Annotated in this window: 9 protein-coding genes; 4 read left to right on the top strand and 5 right to left on the bottom strand. The window is 60.3% G+C overall.

The genetic code is table 11. The features are described 5' to 3' along the window. The first annotated feature begins 185 nt into the window (after positions 1–185). Positions 186–992, top strand: a complete 807-nt coding sequence (locus tag BV034_RS16015; RefSeq protein WP_050028012.1) for an alpha/beta hydrolase-fold protein — start codon at positions 186–188, stop codon at positions 990–992. A gap of 17 nt (positions 993–1,009) precedes the next feature. Here BV034_RS16015 and BV034_RS16020 read toward each other — a convergent pair whose 3' ends face one another. The 3 genes from BV034_RS16020 to uvrA form a co-directional block, all read right to left on the bottom strand. Beyond that, positions 1,010–3,499 carry a protein kinase gene (locus BV034_RS16020; RefSeq protein WP_050028013.1) on the bottom strand — a complete coding sequence of 830 codons (2,490 nt, stop codon included), beginning with the start codon at positions 3,497–3,499 and terminating at the stop codon, positions 1,010–1,012. A 115-nt stretch (positions 3,500–3,614) separates the two neighbouring features. After that, positions 3,615–8,471 carry an SIR2 family protein gene (locus BV034_RS16025; protein WP_050028014.1) on the bottom strand — a complete coding sequence of 1,619 codons (4,857 nt, stop codon included), beginning with the start codon at positions 8,469–8,471 and terminating at the stop codon, positions 3,615–3,617. 318 nt (positions 8,472–8,789) lie between these two features. Beyond that, positions 8,790–11,732 (bottom strand): excinuclease ABC subunit UvrA, encoded by a 2,943-nt coding sequence (gene uvrA / locus BV034_RS16030; protein WP_050028015.1) that lies wholly within the window; start codon positions 11,730–11,732, stop codon positions 8,790–8,792. A gap of 172 nt (positions 11,733–11,904) precedes the next feature. Here uvrA and BV034_RS16035 point away from each other — a divergent pair, with 172 nt between their 5' ends. Together BV034_RS16035 and BV034_RS16040 are read left to right on the top strand one after the other, a co-directional pair. Then, complete coding sequence (locus BV034_RS16035) at positions 11,905–12,528, top strand: sigma-70 family RNA polymerase sigma factor (protein WP_050028027.1); 624 nt, start codon at positions 11,905–11,907, stop codon at positions 12,526–12,528. A gap of 113 nt (positions 12,529–12,641) precedes the next feature. Beyond that, positions 12,642–13,370, top strand: coding sequence for an exopolysaccharide biosynthesis protein (locus tag BV034_RS16040; RefSeq protein WP_050028016.1), 729 nt, complete (start codon positions 12,642–12,644; stop codon positions 13,368–13,370). A 474-nt stretch (positions 13,371–13,844) separates the two neighbouring features. On the opposite strand, the gene BV034_RS16045 is transcribed toward BV034_RS16040, so the two are convergent. Both BV034_RS16045 and BV034_RS16050 read right to left on the bottom strand, forming a co-directional pair. After that, positions 13,845–15,020 (bottom strand): Gfo/Idh/MocA family oxidoreductase, encoded by a 1,176-nt coding sequence (locus BV034_RS16045; protein ID WP_050028017.1) that lies wholly within the window; start codon positions 15,018–15,020, stop codon positions 13,845–13,847. A 99-nt stretch (positions 15,021–15,119) separates the two neighbouring features. Then, positions 15,120–15,731 carry a xanthan lyase gene (locus BV034_RS16050; protein WP_050028018.1) on the bottom strand — a complete coding sequence of 204 codons (612 nt, stop codon included), beginning with the start codon at positions 15,729–15,731 and terminating at the stop codon, positions 15,120–15,122. Positions 15,732–15,856: 125 nt separating this feature from the next. Here BV034_RS16050 and BV034_RS16055 point away from each other — a divergent pair, with 125 nt between their 5' ends. Beyond that, on the top strand, positions 15,857–17,119 hold the full coding sequence (locus BV034_RS16055; RefSeq protein ID WP_050028019.1) for an MFS transporter: 1,263 nt from the start codon (positions 15,857–15,859) through the stop codon (positions 17,117–17,119). Positions 17,120–17,297 lie beyond the last annotated feature (178 nt).

Consider the following 17,297-nt stretch of genomic DNA (forward strand, 5'->3'; position numbering starts at 1 on the left):
TGCGTTCGTACTTTTGAGACGGTTCGAGGTGTTCAACTGCACCCAGCATGCAACAATAAGAGTCTAGAACCCTGGCGTGAGGTAATATCTGACCCTTTCGCCTGTAGATCCTGATCATTGAGCCGCACGAGGGCGAATATTCCTAATAAAGTAGGGAACCTCTGCTAGGGAGACGCCCGACTCGCATGACCGCCTCCTCCCCATTTCGCACCGTGGAGCTCTCAGACCCAGCCTTTACCGGCCCGGGGCTGCGCTTCGCCACCGTGAAAAGCAAGGCGCTGAAACGACGTGCGGACGTGGCCCTCTTTACCCCGCAGGGGTATGCACCCAAGAGCCTCCCGCTCGTGATTCTCCTGCATGGCGTCTATGGCAGTCATTGGGCCTGGGCTCTGAAGGGAGGGGCCCACCGGATGCTTCAGCGGCTGGTGAGCCGGGATGAGGTGCCGCCCATGATGCTCGCCATGCCCTCTGACGGTCTGTGGGGGGATGGCTCTGGCTACCTCACGCACCAGGAGGCGGACTATGCTTCATGGATCGTGGATGAGGTGCCTGAGGTGGCCGCCCTGGTGGCACCGCAAGTGGAAGGGGCTCCCCAGTTCATTGCGGGGCTCTCCATGGGGGGCTATGGCGCGATGCGGCTGGGAGCCCTGCATTCCCGAAGGTTCCGGGGAATAAGCGCTCACAGCAGCATCACCGACTACCAGCAAAAGCAGGTGTTTGTGGAGGAGCCGCTGGATGATTTCAAGTTGAAGCCGGGTGAGGTGACCTGTGTGGCCGAAGCGATCCGGATGAACCGCGTGCACCTGCCTCCGTTGCGCTTTGACTGCGGTACAGACGACCCCTTGATCGAGCACAACCGGAAACTCCATCAGACTTTGCGAGACGAGGGCATCGCGCATCACTATCAGGAGTACCCTGGCGGGCACACCTGGAGGTACTGGAGCACACACCTGGCAGAGACCCTGCGTTTCTTTGGCGGCCTGGCGAAATGAAAGAGCTCAAGTGACTCCTAGACCCCAACGTCACGAGAGGCGTTGCGGATCTCCTCCGGAGTGCTTTCTGGGCGGTTGAGCACCTGAATCAGGCTCCGCACCTCGGTGCTGCCGATCCCGGGTTCCTGGAAGAGGGGGTGCTGCAGGAGGTCGGTGATGGGGGGGCGCATCTGGGGATCGGGATGGAGCATCTGGTTGATGAGCCGGTCCAAGGTGCCGACACCGCGACCGAGAAGATTGCCGGAGCCATCGGTTCCCAGCGGGCGGGCGGTATGGTCAGGATCGGTGCCGAACTGCAAAACCGCGTCGTAAACCTGCTGCAGGTACCTGGGGTCCTCTTTGTCCAGGGTGGCAAAGAGGTGCTGGTTCCCGTGAAAGAGCTGGAAGGCGGTGATGCCCAAGGCCCAGGTGTCCGACTTGCCAGTCACCACGAAACCTTCCTCCTCACCGGGCAATGGGGCACCGGACTCAATGGCGCGAGAGGACGTAAGGACCTCCGGTGCGAGGTGCAGGGTGTTGTCGATGGGTTTCTCCTGGAACGTCTGACTGGTGCCCTGGAGGGAGAATCCGAAGTCGGCCACCTTGGCGCGGCCATCTTCGCCGACGAGGAAGTTCTCCGGCTTGATGTCGAGGTGGAGCATGCCCCGGGTCTCCTGGACGTGTTGCATGCCTTCCAGCATATCGCGCAGCAGTGTCAGCCGGGCCAGGTTTGCTGACTCCGGGGTGATGTCGCCGCGCCGCTCCGCATCAGAGATGCGGTCGCCTACCCTGGCGACATCGCCGCCAGGGGCCAGCTCCATGGCCAGAAAGACGAGGCCGTTGGGCGAGAGGAAGGCCCCTTTGTATCCCACAATGTTGGGATGGCCTTCGCCGTGGGCGAGGTGGTGGCTGCGCGCTTCCCGGGCCGAGATCTCAAAGAAGGGCTGGGCGGTCTCCTCATCCAGCATCGGCATGTTGGCAATGGTGGGGTACTTCAGCACGATGCGTTCGGTCTTCTCCACCTCTTTTCCGTCGACCACTTCCGTCCAACGGGCTTCGTAGAGATCGACGATGCCCAATCCGCCCTGGTTCAAGTAGTCAACACGATGGTAGGTGCGGCCATTGAGCACGCAGGTCTCCGCATCCACCATGTGATTGGAGAGCTGGCTCACCGCGGTGATGTAGGCCTTGTTGATGAAAAGACGTACACCGTACGGGGCGGTGTCAAAGGAGTTCCCCAGGGCATTCTGCTCAATACCAAGGGTGGCGGCGAGCGCGCGATGCAGATCTTCTTTGAAGGCGGGTCCTTTGGAGGTGATGAAGCCCAGTTGCTGGTCCTCCGTGAGCTGACGGAGGTCCCGGGCCATGAGTTCACCCAACGTTTTGGAGAGGTGCTCAACGGCGTCGTCGTCCCGGTTGGCAACGGCTTCCTGGAGGAGTCGGCCCAGGCTCTGGAAGGTGTCTGACTGGAGGGTCTCCTGGGAGACATGGCGGAAGCTGGGATCTTCCAACGGGGGCGGAGCATCCTGGCCCAGCTGCACCTCGGTGTGGGGTGTTACTTGATGCGACTGTTTGCGAAAGGTCTCCACTGCAGAGGCGAGTCCGGTGCGTTCGTCTGTGGGGACCTGTTTTAGGCGGTCACGGGAGAAGGTTTCGATCTCCCGGTTGACCTCGCCTTGGGCGACCATGCGATTGGGATCTTCGCCGAGTTTGGCAAAGTAGATCTCCTGCTTGGCCCGGGCAAACTCATCGCCCCGGTCCACAGGGGTGGGGCGCAGTTGAGTGCGGCCTTCCTGGAGTTGCTTGTCGAGAGGTTGATAATTCTCCAACGGCACGAGCTGACAATGAGCCTCGGCCAGACGAAGGTTCAGCGTGTTGTCCGTGCCTTCGGGATTGGCCCCTTCCAGGTGCAGTTTCAAGGAGCGGAGAGTTTCCACCCGGGTCTCCACCGGAGCCCCTTCCTGCTCCTGCTCTTGCAACAACGCGGCAAGCCGGTCGGCCTCTTCAAGGTGCTTGCAGGGCAGGGTCTGGATCTCACTTTCCACGAACCGGATCATCTCGATGACGGGGCTGGCATCACCGTGGCCGTCCTCGCCGCGATGCCGCTGGATGATCTCGAGCTTGGCCTTGAGTTGATTGAGCACAGGGAGAAGCTCTGCGTCTGGAGCGCCCTGGGACTTGAGCTGGTGGTACTGTTCCCCCAGGCGGATGGCGGCCTTGTGGTTGCTGCCAACTGTGGGATCGGGAGCCAGGTGGTTGTTGATCCGGTGAGCGAGGCGCAGCACTCCGTCCTTGAGATTCGCGTAGCGGGACGCCCTGCCAATGGCGGTCTTGATACCGCCGCGGCTCAGCAAATTCTCCGTGGAGACGCGGTCTCCGCCCAAGCGGTTGTTAATGCTGTCCACCACGGTCTGCTGAGAGGCCCGGGCCGTCCCATTGGGGCTGATCTTGATGCCGCCCTGCAGATCCTGCTGAGGGGCGTGACCAGGATTGAGATGCTGCTGCGACTGGGTGCGGGTGACGTTCATGGTCGTGCTGCTCGTTTCGGGTACTCAGCCCAATTCGCCAAGGCGATTACGTCCATGACCTCTATTTTTCAGGTTTATGTGTCTCGGGTCTCGTGATGAAGGAGACGCACCACGTCTAGGGTTGAAGGGTGGTGGAGCTGAGAATGGCCTTCGTGAGCTCTGCCACTGTCGTTTCCCAGAATGCTGTGCCTTCTGGAGACAGGAGTGGGGTGTCCAGCGTTTCACCGCTCGAGGCAAACACAAACTGCTCCAGCATCCCTTCGATGGAATTCTGGTCGACCTGTCCCTTGGACAACCCCGCAAAGTTGGCGTGCCCCTGAAGCGTGCGGACAAAATTATCCGGGCCTCCCGGATCCTTTTCGTGAGATTGCAGCCTCTGGCAGGCTTTACAAAAATTCTGCAGCAGGCGAATGCGGTGGTAGGAGTGTTTCGTGGAGATGTGAACTGCGTGATCAAACCACGAATTCAGCTTCTCTCCGTAATTGATGCGTCCGCGGAAGACCAGCGACTCCAAGGACACTCCTTCGGGATCAGGCGATTGCATGTGCGATGACACGCACCAGAACCGGAGGGACAGCAGCCGCGACCACCAGGTGGTGGAACGTGAACCCACTTTCAGGTAGCCTTCCGCAATATCCAGTTGGGAGACCGCATCATTGATCTTGGCCACATGCAGGGCATAGGCCGTCATCTTGTTGTCTACAGGGTCCTTTGAAAGGGTGCCGCCCAATTGCGGCAGGTGCCCGCCAACCATGCCAAGGCGGCCCCGCAGGTGTTCGTTGAAGTAAGCCGCATAATAGCGTGCTTGCACGAGGTCCAATTCAGCCCTTCTCAGGTGCACCACCGCATTCATCGCCGACACCTCCTGGGCAGGGGCTTGTTTTAGAAAAAACGTTGCTTCAGTCAGCCGCCGCTGGGCTTCCGAAAACCGGCCCAGATGCCCAAGGGCCAAGGCGTAGTTGACGTGAAACTCAAAGCGAAGTGCCAGCTCCCCCCGGAGGCTGCCGACGGGCATGTGCGCGAGCAAGTCGATGACAAGGTTGCAACAAACCGTGGTGGCAAGCCAATGATGGAGAAACTCTGGCGGTGCAGTTCCGTGGGGATTCCGGTCCTCAATCCGTTGTTTGAGTTTGGCCACACGAATGTTCCAGACAACCAGCGGGAGCATGGTTTCCCGGACGAAATCGAGGAATCCACTCTGGGACAGTCTAAGAGTGCTCAGGAAGGTCTCGCGCATGGCGAAAAACACCTTCCGACGCTCGGACGGGTCTGTCGCCAGGTGGCCGGCGGTGCCCAGCCCGAGAAGATTGATGGCAGATTCACTCAATTGACTTTCACCGCTCTTGGTTTTGTCGTCACGATGTGTCGAAAGATACCCCTCGATGGAGGAACGGAGGACAGCTGCGGTCAAGGAAGGTTTGCCGTGGATCCGGTAGTCCTCCGCATGCCAGGGATCAACACGTAGGAGGCGGTCCCCTGACGCCGGGTATCCACTGGAGACGACGTCATGACGGCCACCGTCACCGGGCAGATAGCCCATTTCCCCACTCTCGATGCGCAGGCGGAGCTGAATGCGGTGTCCTGCATCAAGGAGCTCCAGAACGAGGGGGCTGAAGGTCGTCTGCAGGTCATTCAACAAGCTCAACTCTTCACCGGTAAGCGGATACATCTTGGGACCAAAAACCAGAGGAGCAAGCCAACCAGTCGTCTTTTGGGACCAGTCCGGGCCCAGGTTCACGGCGTCGAGAAGATTCTCGCGGGCAAACATGCCGATGATGGCGTCCGTTTGGGTCCAATACGCGAGGGCCTTCCATGCAACCATCATGGTCTTCACTGCCTTGAGAAGAGAGATGCGAAGCAGGTCAGTTCGATAGAGCAGGAGTTCCCTGCGATAGGCAGGATCGTTCACCCCACCGCGTTGAGCACGGAATTGTTCCAGATGAGTGTTGGTGGCATCTCGCAGATGCCTGATGGCGCAGAAGCGGTGGTAGAGCGACTCGATGACCGTCGAAACGTGTTCGCTTGAGTAGAATGCGTGCAGGAACCATTCTCCAATCCAGTAGTGGATGGAGCTTCTGTAGCACCGCATCTGCACCTGATCCTCGTCTTGCTCGACACCCAGCAAGTCGATCAGGGGTTGTCGCACGTCGGCGTACATCCACAGGTAACCACCCGTCTTCCGGTGCATGACCCCGCCATTCACGAGCTGGTCAGTCCACTGTTCTGTGGTGGCGTAGCGCTTCTCATCATTGTCACTGAATGCCGTGTTGAACATGTCGGGACAAAGAACCGCTGCGTGAGAAATGCGCGATGCCGGATGACGCGATTGGCGAAACAGGCAGAGGCTGTAAAGGAACCGGAGTCGTTCGGTTGGCTGGTCTCCCTTGAGGAACTCCTGGATCTTGTGGAAACGGCTGGGCGCTTTCAGAGCGCTGCCATGCCAGCTGTCATCGGTCAGCTTCCCTTTGTGATCAGCACCAATCACGAAAAACCGGTTCTCCAGTTTGTTACCCCGGATGTTCGAGTCCCAGTTGGTCCATCTGGCAGTCTCCAAGGATGCCAGGTCACCACCTTTGGCTTCGACACTCTTCCGCACAAAGTTTTGTCGTAGCTGAAACTTCCTGTGCCTCGCCTGGGTGTATGGCAAGACAACCACAGAGACCTTGCATTGCAAAAGCGCGGTAATGAAATGATTCAATGCGCGAAATTCCTCCGGGTTGGTCTCCGCCCAGGTAATGTTTTTCCAACCGGCACAGCTGCCGGGAGTGTTGCGATCATAGATGAAGATCACCCACTCCTGGCCCGAGGCATCAAAGTACTGGCTGAAGAGGTCTTTGATCCGGTTTGTCAGCATCGGCAGACTTTCGTCGGTCAGATCGCTTTCATTGATGGTCAAGTTTGCATGCGTTGCGTCAAAGCGCCCCAGTCTTAACGCCATGAGGGACAGGCATTCCGTGGCCAGTGCAGATGGGGTTGCAAAATCTTCCGACTCAAGCCACAGACATTCCCGGTACTGTCGCTGCAGCGTCTCATAGAGCCGCTGCATGATGGGGGACACTCCAGAAAAGGTATCAATAACCAATGCCTGCCCGCACCAATCCTTGGCTGGCATCTTGGAGGCAGGGGTGTTGCCCGGAACCGCAGTCCAACGAGCCCACTGCAGCTCGGTTCCTGCGACGTCCATTGCGCCGGGGAAACTGTAGAAGGTGAGGTCTTTAAAGTGCCGAAGGTTTTTCTGGGCCTGCCAGTTTTGGGCAAAGTCAATTTCCGCCGGTTTAAGAAGCTCGGCCAGTTTCTTGACGCAGTCATCGATCTTCAGGTTCTTCAATTGGTTTTGAGCCGCATCCGAGTCGAGATCCTTGTGCCAGGCCGGAATGTGTTGCAGGAACTGGTAGGTGTATCCGGAAGGTGGAAGACGGTGGCTGACATGCTGATAGAGCTCATAAAGAAGCAAGTCCGTGTGTCTGGATTCAACGACATGCACCCGGCCGTTTCCAAGATGATCCCGAAGTTTTTGCCGGCAGTCTTCCGGACGGGTATGCGCGATCCAGAAGATCTTGACCTGCGGACGCATTCGGAGCACGGCGTTGAAATACTGGTTCATTCTTTCATCTGATCCCGAGCAACCCAGCACCAGCAGGTGCTTCGGCAGGTGTTTCGGCTGACGTTGCAGCAGTTGTTGCAGCACGTGGTTTGGCAGATGTTCCCGCAACTGCTGCTTGAGCTGGTTCGGCAGGTGTTTCTGCAGATTGGGCTCCTCATCCTCGAACTGGAGATACTGTGCCATGGTTTTCTGATCCCTCAACGACGGGATGGTATCCAGGCTGAAGTCCGCACGGGTGTCATGTTGAGTGCCGTGAAGTTTGATCAAGGTGCGCTGCCCCAGGACGGTCATGGGATCTGGAAGATTGCCATCGAGCGTCAGAGAGATCGTGGCCAAGGGGTATTTGAGGTCTTCAAATGACTCCTCAATGAGTGTATCAAAGTTGGTGGTCAGGTAGGTTTCGATTCGTAATGGGCGGGACAGGTGCGCGAGCATGCGGTGGGTGAGGTTTGGCCGCCTGCCCTGCACAAGGTGAATGTTGAAGCTGTCAATGAGCCGTTGCTCGGTCTCCCCCCTCATTTCGAGATAGCCGCTGGGATGAAGGCGCAGGCGTGCCAGGAAGCCCAGGGCGGACCGCCAGTCACACAAGCTTCGCAGGCCGGATTCCAGAATCGTGCTCGCATCAGACAAGCTATGTCCCGGAACCATCCCGTGTAGCGTCAGGTTGCGGAGGGCCTCTTTGCCATGGGCAACGCCCCACGCCGACAAGATGCGGGCGTCCTGCAGCTTGAGTCCATCCAGTTTTGCGTCGGCATTCCCATTGGCAATCATGCCCACCCACCGGGGCAGCGCTTCGTTGAGATCCCCCAAAGAAAGCAACCGCGGCAGCAGAGGCCTCAGCAGCAGCTTCTCAAAGTGCTTGGGGTTGTTCAAATGATCCAGGCATTGTTCCACCAAGGACTGAAGTTCGAGCGCGGAAGGCTCGGGCAGGTCCCCATTCGATTCCAACTGGATCTTCCACTTGTTCAGTTCGATGCAGCATTTTCCGACGGGGTCTTTCCCGTCATCGATCTTGCCTGGAGCCACGATCCGAAGCAAAGCACACCGCAGGAACACGAGGGCGATCCATTGCACACAAACCTGCATTTGATCGTAGCGGGGAAAGTCAGGCCACCCATCACGGGAGAGATTCCGCTGGGGTCGCTTGTGCCCCTCGAAGAACATGTTCATCTGCTCTTTTTCAGTCATCACGCATCGGCAAAACACGTAGGGCAGATATTCATCAAACCGGCGACCGATCATGATACCAGAAGCGCGGGACACGCCGGCGCCGCAAAAAACAGCGAAGCCCTCGCCTTTGTCCAGAACGCCATCAATCTCCTTGATGAACTTGTTGATCTCAGATTCCTGGTTTGTTTCAGCGCTCATTGTGAAATGGGTGGACCTTGAACCGGTGGAAAATTTCAGCCGCAGTCGAAGTGTACTTGGATGCAGTGGAAAAACTTGCTCTTATTCTACAGGATGGGCAATCCACGTGCGCAAGCGTTTTTTTCCTTGTGAACACCTGAAGATTTAGTGTCGCGGTTGGTCCGTAATGTGCTTGCGCGCACTCGCTGGTGCCGCTGAGACGCGGCTGCGGGATTTCGCGGAGAATATCCGCAATCACCATGTCCTGGTGTCCTCGCCAGCGCGGCCGCGAGCTCCCGGTCCGTCCGTCGCCATGCCGGACAACGTGCAGGGCCAGCGTTAGCTTCTGGCTGTGGTGGCCCCCAGCACCTGTTTCAAAAACCGCCCTGTGGGGCTGGCGGGATTCACGGCCAGTTTTTCCGGGGTGCCTTCGGCCACGATCATGCCGCCTTCACTGCCGCCACCGGGGCCAAGGTCGATGACCCAGTCGGCACACTTGATGACGTCCAGATTGTGCTCGATAACGATGAGAGTATTGCCCGCGTCGCGGAGCTTGGTGAGTACTCCCAGCAGCGTCTGGATATCGGCAAAGTGCAGGCCTGTGGTGGGCTCGTCCAGCAGGTAGAGCGTGCGTCCGGTGGCTTTCTTGGCGAGTTCTGCGGCCAGTTTCACCCGCTGCGCCTCGCCGCCAGAGAGGGTGGCCCCGCTCTGGCCGAGCTTTACGTAACCCAGTCCGACTTGCTCTAGGGCATGCAGCTTGGGGAAGATGTTGGGCTGGCGGTCAAAGAAGCGGCAGGCCTCGGCCACGGTCATCTCCAGCACCTCAGAGATGCTGCGCCCCTTGTAGGTGATTTCCAGGGTCTCCGCATTGTAGCGGCGACCCTGGCACTGGTCACAGGTGACCTGCACATCGCTGAGGAAGTGCATGTCAATCGTGAGCACGCCATCGCCGCCGCACTTCTCACAACGGCCACCGGCGACGTTGAAGCTGAAGCGGCTGGAGTCATACCCGCGAACCCTGGCGGAGGGGAGCTGGGCGAAGAGATCGCGGATGGGCGTGAAGGCCCCGGCATAGGTGGCAGGGTTGGAGCGCGGACTGCGACCGATGGGGGACTGGTCGATGACCACCACCTTGTCCACGCCGTGCAGACCAGAGAGGTGATCATGCTCGCCGGGCTCGTCTTTGGCGCTGTAGAAATGGCGCATGAGGGCACGGCGCAGGATGGTATCCACCAGGGAGGACTTCCCGCTGCCGGAGGGGCCGGTCACGCAGACAAAGCTGCCGAGGGGGAAGGAGACGGTGACGTTCCGCAGATTATGCTCCCGGGCTCCGTGGACGGTGATGCAGTCCGGCTCGTCCCGATGGGAGGCGGAGTCGTCCACCAGGAGTTGTTTCTGGGATCCTCGCCACGGGATGCGAGTGCGGGGCACGGGAATGGAGATGCGGTGGTCCAGATAGGCCCCGGTGGTGGAGCGCTCATTCCGCATGACCTGGGCGGGCGTGCCCTCGGCGATGATGCGGCCTCCCAGGGGGCCGGCTCCGGGGCCAAGCTCGATGATCCAGTCCGCGGCCCGCATGGTGTCCTCATCATGCTCGACGACGAGCACAGAGTTGCCCAGATCTCGAAGACGCTTGAGTGTGCCGATGAGGCGCTCGTTGTCGGCCGGGTGGAGGCCGATGCTGGGCTCATCCAACACATAGAGGACGCCCGCGAGACCTGCCCCTATCTGAGTGGCCAGGCGGATGCGCTGGGCCTCCCCGCCGGAGAGGCTGCCGCTCTCCCGGTCCAGTGACAGGTAGCCCAGGCCAACTTGATCCAGGAAGTCGAGACGCTTCAGGATCTCCTTTTGAAGCTCCTCGCAATAGGTGCGTTGCAGATCTGTCAGGACCAGTTCCTTTACCCAGGGGATGGCATCGCGGATGGCCAGCCGGGTGATATCATGAATGTTGAGCTGGGGGCGGGGTGTCGTGGCTGCGGTGTCCAGTAGCACGGCCAGCACCTCTGGGCGCAGGCGACGTCCATGGCAGGTCTTGCAAGGCAGCGGGTTCATGAAACGAGCCAGCATGGCGCGCAGCTTGTCCGTCTTGGTCTCTGCGTACATGCGCTCTACCTGCGGCACCAGCCCTTCGAAGGGCTTGGCCAGGCTGCGTTTGTTGCCGTCCAGCTTCCAGCCGGTGGGCACGGCGATCTCGCCAGTACCCTGGAAGAGGGCTTCCTTGAAAGCAGCGGGCAGCTTCTTAAAAGGCGCGTTCATCTCCGCGCCAAAATGTCGGGCCAGACCCTCCACTGTGCGATCATGCAGGGCCTTCAGGCGCGGCTGGCGTGTCCACCACGTCTTCACGGCCCCTTCTGCCAGAGTCTTTGTGTCGTCAGGCACCAGCAGATGCGGATCCGCAGCCATGAGGGCGCCCACGCCTTCACAGGCGGGGCAGGCTCCCACGTGAGTGTTGAAGGAGAAATGCTTGGGCGTAAAGTCGTCTAGCACCAAGCCCGTTTCCGGGTTTGCATAGGCGGTGGTGAAGGTGCGCACCTCCTCGGCCTCGCCGGGGCCGGTGAGAAAGCGCACCTCCCGCGGATTCCATTTGAGCGCCGTCTCCAGCGCCTCCATGAGGCGGGTGCGTACACCCTCCCGGATGACGAGTCGATCCACCACGATCTCGATGGAGTGAGGCTCGGCGCGTGGAGTGCGCAATTTTTCGTCCAGCTCCAGGATCTCTCCATCCAGCCGTACCCGGACGAATCCCTGGCGCTGGAGTTTCTCAAACAGGCCTCGGAAGTCGCCCTTCTCGTGATCGACGGCCGGTGCCAGGACGATGGCCCGTGTTCCCTCGGGCAGAGCCAGGATCTCCTCAGCGATCTCGGCGGAGGTCATCTTCCGCAGGCGCACGCCCGTGGTGGGATCGTGCGGCTGCCCAGCCGCCGCGTAGAGCACGCGCAGGTAGTCGTAGATCTCGGTAACGGTCGCGATCGTCGAGCGCGGGTTGTGCGCCACGGTCCGCTGCTCGATGGCCACCGCGGGCGAGAGGCCGTCGATGAAGTCCACGTCCGGCTTGTCGAGCTGGTCCAGGAATTGCCGGGCGTAGGCGGAGAGGCTCTGCACGTAGCGGCGCTGGCCCTCGGCGTAGAGCGTATCAAACGCCAGGGAGGACTTGCCGGAACCGCTCACCCCGGTGAGCACCACGAGCTGGCCGCGGGGGATGTCCACGTCCACATTGCGCAGGTTGTGCTGCCGGGCACCCCGTACGCGGATGATGTTTTCTGCTACAGGGCGGGAATTCATGGGGCAGGGGATTGCCAACATCCACCGGAAGGGGGGCGGCATCAAGGCGCAGAGCCCGCCTGGGGGCCAAAAAGTTCTGAAATATCAGCGCAACCTTCTCAAACAGCGTGTGTTTACGATGTCCATGTCCACCCTGACCTTGCGAACCGTCCCAGCCTTACTAGCTTGGAACATGCCGGAATGGACTCCGACACCCGCAACATCTCAACCTGCCGTGGACACCTCCGCGGACGAGGAGAGCGTGCGGTTGATGCTCAGGGTCAAGGAAGGGGACATGCGGGCTTTTGAACAACTGGTGGAGATTCACCAGCGTGCCGTGATCGGCACCGTGGCCCGGATGCTGAACAACATGGATGATGCGCACGACATCGCGCAGCAGGTCTTTGTGCGCGTGTGGCGCTCCGCCTCCCGCTATGAGCCCAGCGCGAAGTTCACCACCTGGCTCTTCACCATCGCGCGGAATCTCGTCTTCAATGAGATGCGGCGTCGTGGGCGGAAGAAGGAAGTCTCCATGGAGGAGGATCAGGAGGAGCACCATCGGGAGCATGCCACCTCAGCCAGGCAGAATCCTGACAATGTCGTCGCCCAAGGGGAAATGGAGTCCGCGATCGACCGCGCCATCCAGAGCCTGCCGGAAAAGCAACGTCTGGCAGTGAGCCTGCGCAAGGATGCGGACATGCCCTACGAAGAGATTTGCGAGATTCTCGGCATGTCCCTCTCGGCCGTGAAGAGCCTGCTCTTCCGCGCCAGAAATGAGCTCAAGGAGAAGCTCTCAGCCTATCTGGACGAGGCCTGAGTCTCAGAAATCCTCTGTCTTCCGGTGTGACGTGACTGGATCGTGACACGCCGCAGGCTCTCAAGGAATAATTCCGTTGGCAACTTGTCCGTGCGTGTGGCACCTCAGAAGTGATGCCCACGTCCCCCCTGCCAAGCATCCCAGTGGCCTCTGAGGCTGCTGACGCCCAACCCAAGAAGCATCCGGCGCTGTCGGAGCAGATCGGGTCGGTGTTATCGTCGATGGGGGGGCGGCCGATCCGCCTGCGGGACATCATTGAGGTGCTGCATGGCGGCACCTATCTGATGCTGTTGATTCTGCTTTCACTGCCGTTCTGCATGCCCATCCCGCTGCTGGGGTTGTCCACGCCCTTCGGCGCGGTGATTGCCATTATTGGCCTGCGTCTGGCGCTGAGAAAGGAACCCTGGCTGCCGGACAGGGTGCTGAATGTGGAACTCTCCCCGAAGATGGCCGGACGGATCCTCGGGGCCAGTCAGAAAGCGGTGCGCGGGCTGGAGAAGATGCTCCGTGCCCGCTGGACGGTGCTGGTGGATCCACCCGTGTTTCAGCACCTGTACGGTGCCGTCATCTTCGCGTGCGGCTGCCTGCTCCTGTTGCCGCTGCCCATTCCCTTTAGCAATGTGCTCCCCGCCGTCCCTGTGATCCTGCTTTCCGGTGCTTTGCTGGAGCGCGATGGCAAGTTCGCTGTTGGTGGTCTCGCCATGTTTTTAATCAACCTCGCCTTCTTCGGTGCGATCTTCCTCGGCGGTGGTGTGGTGATCAGCTGGCTGGAGTCCTGGTTCAGCGGCATCTATGATCCCGAGGAACACCTGACGCCGGCGTTGGAAGAGATTCTGGAGTAGGGAGTTGCCCCCTAGAACCGGAGTTGCAGATCGACTGGTACGTCTCGAAACGCGCCAGCGTCTTGGACTACGGTGTGAATCAGTCCAAGGCAATGGGCGGGAGATGAGGCGTTCTCACCCCTGGCTCGCATGGATCCTCTGACGCCAAGGGCGTCACACATGCTAGCCCAGGGTAATGCGAGGAACGAGCCGCCACCCTGGGTACACGGGCGGGCGCACCAGAACTCCGAAGTGAGTTCTACAAATCGTGACCACGTCCCTGAGGTGTCCACTGGATGTAGGGAGGCCATCTCCAGGCGATCTGGACGGTTTGTAGAACTACCTTGGAGTTCCCGCGCTCTCACCTCGATACCCGGGGTGGCGATCGCTTCGCGGTCTGACCCCGGGCTTTTCTGTGTCACGCCGTTGGCGTGAAGCTTCGGCCATCAGCGGCAAGCGCCACCTGCCAAGGCGAGGAGCCGCCTTCTCGACCACCTACACCCCCACCCACGTCTGCTTCTCACTGCTTCGCAGGATGGCCTCGCAGAGCTTCACTTCATAGTGGCCATCATCGGCAGTGGCGTAGAGCACCGGCGTGGACTTGCCACTCGCGATGTGCTCGTACACGGCGCGATAGTGCATCTTGTGCCCATCCGGGAAGCCCTCGGCATGGCCGCCGGGGTTGTCGGTGAAGTTTGCGACGTCCTTGTCGAAGCCCGCGGTGTTGCGGGTGAGAACCTGGTTGGGCTGGTCGCGATACCCCGCCTGGATTTCGTTGGGTTGCTGGAACTCCCACTGCACGCTGCCCTTGGTGCCGTAGATGCCGACATAGAGGCTGCACTTCCACCCGGCGGCCACTTGGGAGATGGCACAGTTCGCGTGGGTGCCTGACACATGGCCGTGGTCGGCTTGTCCAAACTTCAAGAGCACGCTGCCGAAGTCCTCGGTGTCCACTTCATACGGGACCATGCTGGCGGGGTCTGACTGGGAGGTGAAGGTTTGCACCTCACCTGTCGGCCGGTAGCGGGTCTTGTGAAAGGTTTCCAGCGTGGCGAAGACAGACTTCGCCCGGGCTCCGAGGATAAAGGAAACTGCATCGATCCAGTGCGTGCCGATGTCGCCCACGGCCCGCAGTTTGCCGCCCTCGCTGGAGAGCACCCGCCAGTTGTAGTCGGTGTCCTTGAGCAGCCAGTCTTGGAAGAAGTGCCCCTGCACATGAATGATGCGGCCCAGCTCTCCGCGTTGTACCATGGCGCGCATCTGGAGAATGGCGGGGTAGAATCGGCAGAGATAGTTCACCGCAAAGACGCGATCACTGGCCGCGGCGGCTGCGACCACCTTGGCGGTCTCCTCGGTGGTCATGCCGAGGGGTTTCTCACACACCACATGCTTGCCCGCTGCGAGAGCGGCCAGGGATTGCTCAACATGCACGCGATTGGGCGAGGTGATGTGAACGACGTCCACATTGGGGGAGTTGATCAGGCTCTGGTAGTCGTAGTCGCCGTACACCTCAGGGGTGCCCCATTGCTCTGCCAGTGCTTGGGTGCCCTTGGTGGAGCCGCTGATGGCTGTGACCTGCACGCCCAGGCGTTTCAGAGCCTCGATATGAACGGGGGCGATGAAACCGGTGCCAATGATGCCGGCGCGAAGGTGGTGCAGAGGAAGGGGCATGGTGAAGGAGGAGCGAGAAAAGGGGAGGCAGGTGGAAAGTGAGGGGTGAAGAACGAGGATTCAATCGGATCCATCGATCCAGGGCAAGCTCCAAGCAATTTATGGCCGGGGTGAGGCCTCTGGGACGGGAAGAAACTGGACGGCATCCGCTACGACTACCTTGGTGGGATCGGTGCCTTCTGTGCTGATGCGCACGAAGCCGGACTTCCCGGCGGTGAATTCAAAGACTCCCAGGCTGCGGAAGACCCGGTCGTGGGCGGGCTCCTCCTGCTGATTGATGCGAATCACGGTGTCGCCTCCGGCATGGTGGATGGTCACCGGGGTATTGGTGGCCCGGCGAACATTGTAGCAGTGCGCGATCCGTACCTCATAGCGGCCTGCTTTGGGCAGGTCCGGAGTGAAGGTGACGGACTTGGTGCCTTTGCCCGCCTTCATGTCGTGCAAATAGCCCAGACCGACGTAGGGCGGGGTGTGGGTGGAGTACTGCCAGTCGCCAACCAGCTCGGCGGCGGTTTCATCCACCACGATGCCTGGGAGTTTGGCCGGTTCTGGCACGATGAATGGCACCAACTCCGGGCGGTCCACTTCGCCAGGGGCATGGATGTTGCTTAGTGCCATCGGGTGGGGCTTTAGCGCCGGGGTTGGCGGGTCGGCATGGCCCAGCCCAAGCAGGAGCAGGAAGGTGGCTCCCACCCTGAGGGTGAGGGACAATCGCCGGTTGGCGGCAGGAGGGCGGGGTGGACTCAGGTGGGGCACTCCAGCGATACGCCAATGTTGACGTGGGCTTGCAGAATTTGCATTGCAGGCAAGCCCGGGCAAAGCGATGAAAGAGGGGAATGTTCGGAAAAGGTGCTCCAGGAACAAAGCGCTTGTGTGCCCTCTATGCACTCAACGCGGCTGCCTTGGGGCTCTGGAGCGTGAACTTCCCCAGTGTGCTCAAGGCCCACGGACTGGAGAGCCTGGTGCCCTATACCTTTGCGTGCAACGCCACTGCGGCGCTGCTCTCGCCCTTGGCGGTCGGTGCCCTGGCGGATCAGCGGATGGCTCCGGAGCGGGTGCTGCGTCTCCTCGGCCTGGGCACCATGTTCTTCCTCGGGCTGCTCTTCTTTGGCATTCAGCAACATTGGGGACCGGGATGGGTGTGGGCGCTGGCGCAGATCCACGCTCTGTGGTCGGTGCCCACGTTTGGTCTCACCACCAGCTTGGTGATGTCCCGCCTGAGCAAGCCGAAGGAGCAGTTCGGCCCGGTACGAATCTGGGCCACGCTGGGCTGGATGGGGGCTTGTCTCATGGTGAGCTGGGTCTTGCACGCGGACACGTCTGTCACCTCGGGCTACGCCGCCTGTGTGGTCTGGGCCATCACCGTGGGCATGACCTTTGCCCTGCCGTACAAGGAGCGTCTCCATCTGCCGAAGCCCCGCCGCACGGTGAAGGAGATCATGGGGCTGGATGCGTTGCCGCTGTTGCGTCACCCAGACCACATCGTGGTGTTTGTCAGCGCCGGTCTGCTGAACATGGCACTTGCGGCCTTCTATCCTTTTACGGTGCTGCATCTGGCCGACCATGGCATCCAGCAGGTCACCGCCGCCATGAGCCTTGGGCAGGTCACTGAGATCATCGCCATGCTGGCGCTCTCCTCCATCATCACGCGGATCCGGCTTAAGTGGATCTTCCTCGCTGGCATCGCCTTTGGCGTGCTGCGCTATGCCTTGTTTGCTCTGGATAACGTCCCCGCGCTTCTCCTCGGCATCTTCCTCCACGGCTTCTGCTTCACCTTGTTTTTCGTGACCGCCCAGATCTACCTGGAGCAGCGCATCCCCGGTGAAATGCGCGCCCGCGCCCAGGCCCTGCTCACTCTCATGATGGGCGGCTTCGGCAATCTCTTTGGTTACCTCGGCACCGGGTGGTGGCGCAAATATTGTCAGTCCACTTCACCAGACGGTGCCCTCACCACCACAGCCTGGTCCACCTTCTGGATCGGCATGACCTTGCTCACGCTCGGTGTGTTTGTGTTCTTCGCCCTGGCGTATCAGGGGAGGAAGCGGGGAGTGGGGACGGACGAGGGTGAGTCCCACTATGGTGGGCATGAGAAAATGTGATGAGGGCTTCTCGGTCTCCCTAGAGGATGCAGGGTCGATCCACCCACCGTAAGGAGCGCTCGATAACAGGATGCAGGCTTACCGTCTGGATGGTTTGTGTTATCTCCTGTGAGAAGCTTTATTGAGAAACTTATTTATCACGCGGTTGGTGAAAAATGTGAGCCGCGTTTCATGAAAT

It is taken from the genome of Verrucomicrobium sp. BvORR034, from assembly GCF_000739635.1.
In the GTDB taxonomy this organism is placed as follows: domain Bacteria; phylum Verrucomicrobiota; class Verrucomicrobiia; order Verrucomicrobiales; family Verrucomicrobiaceae; genus Verrucomicrobium.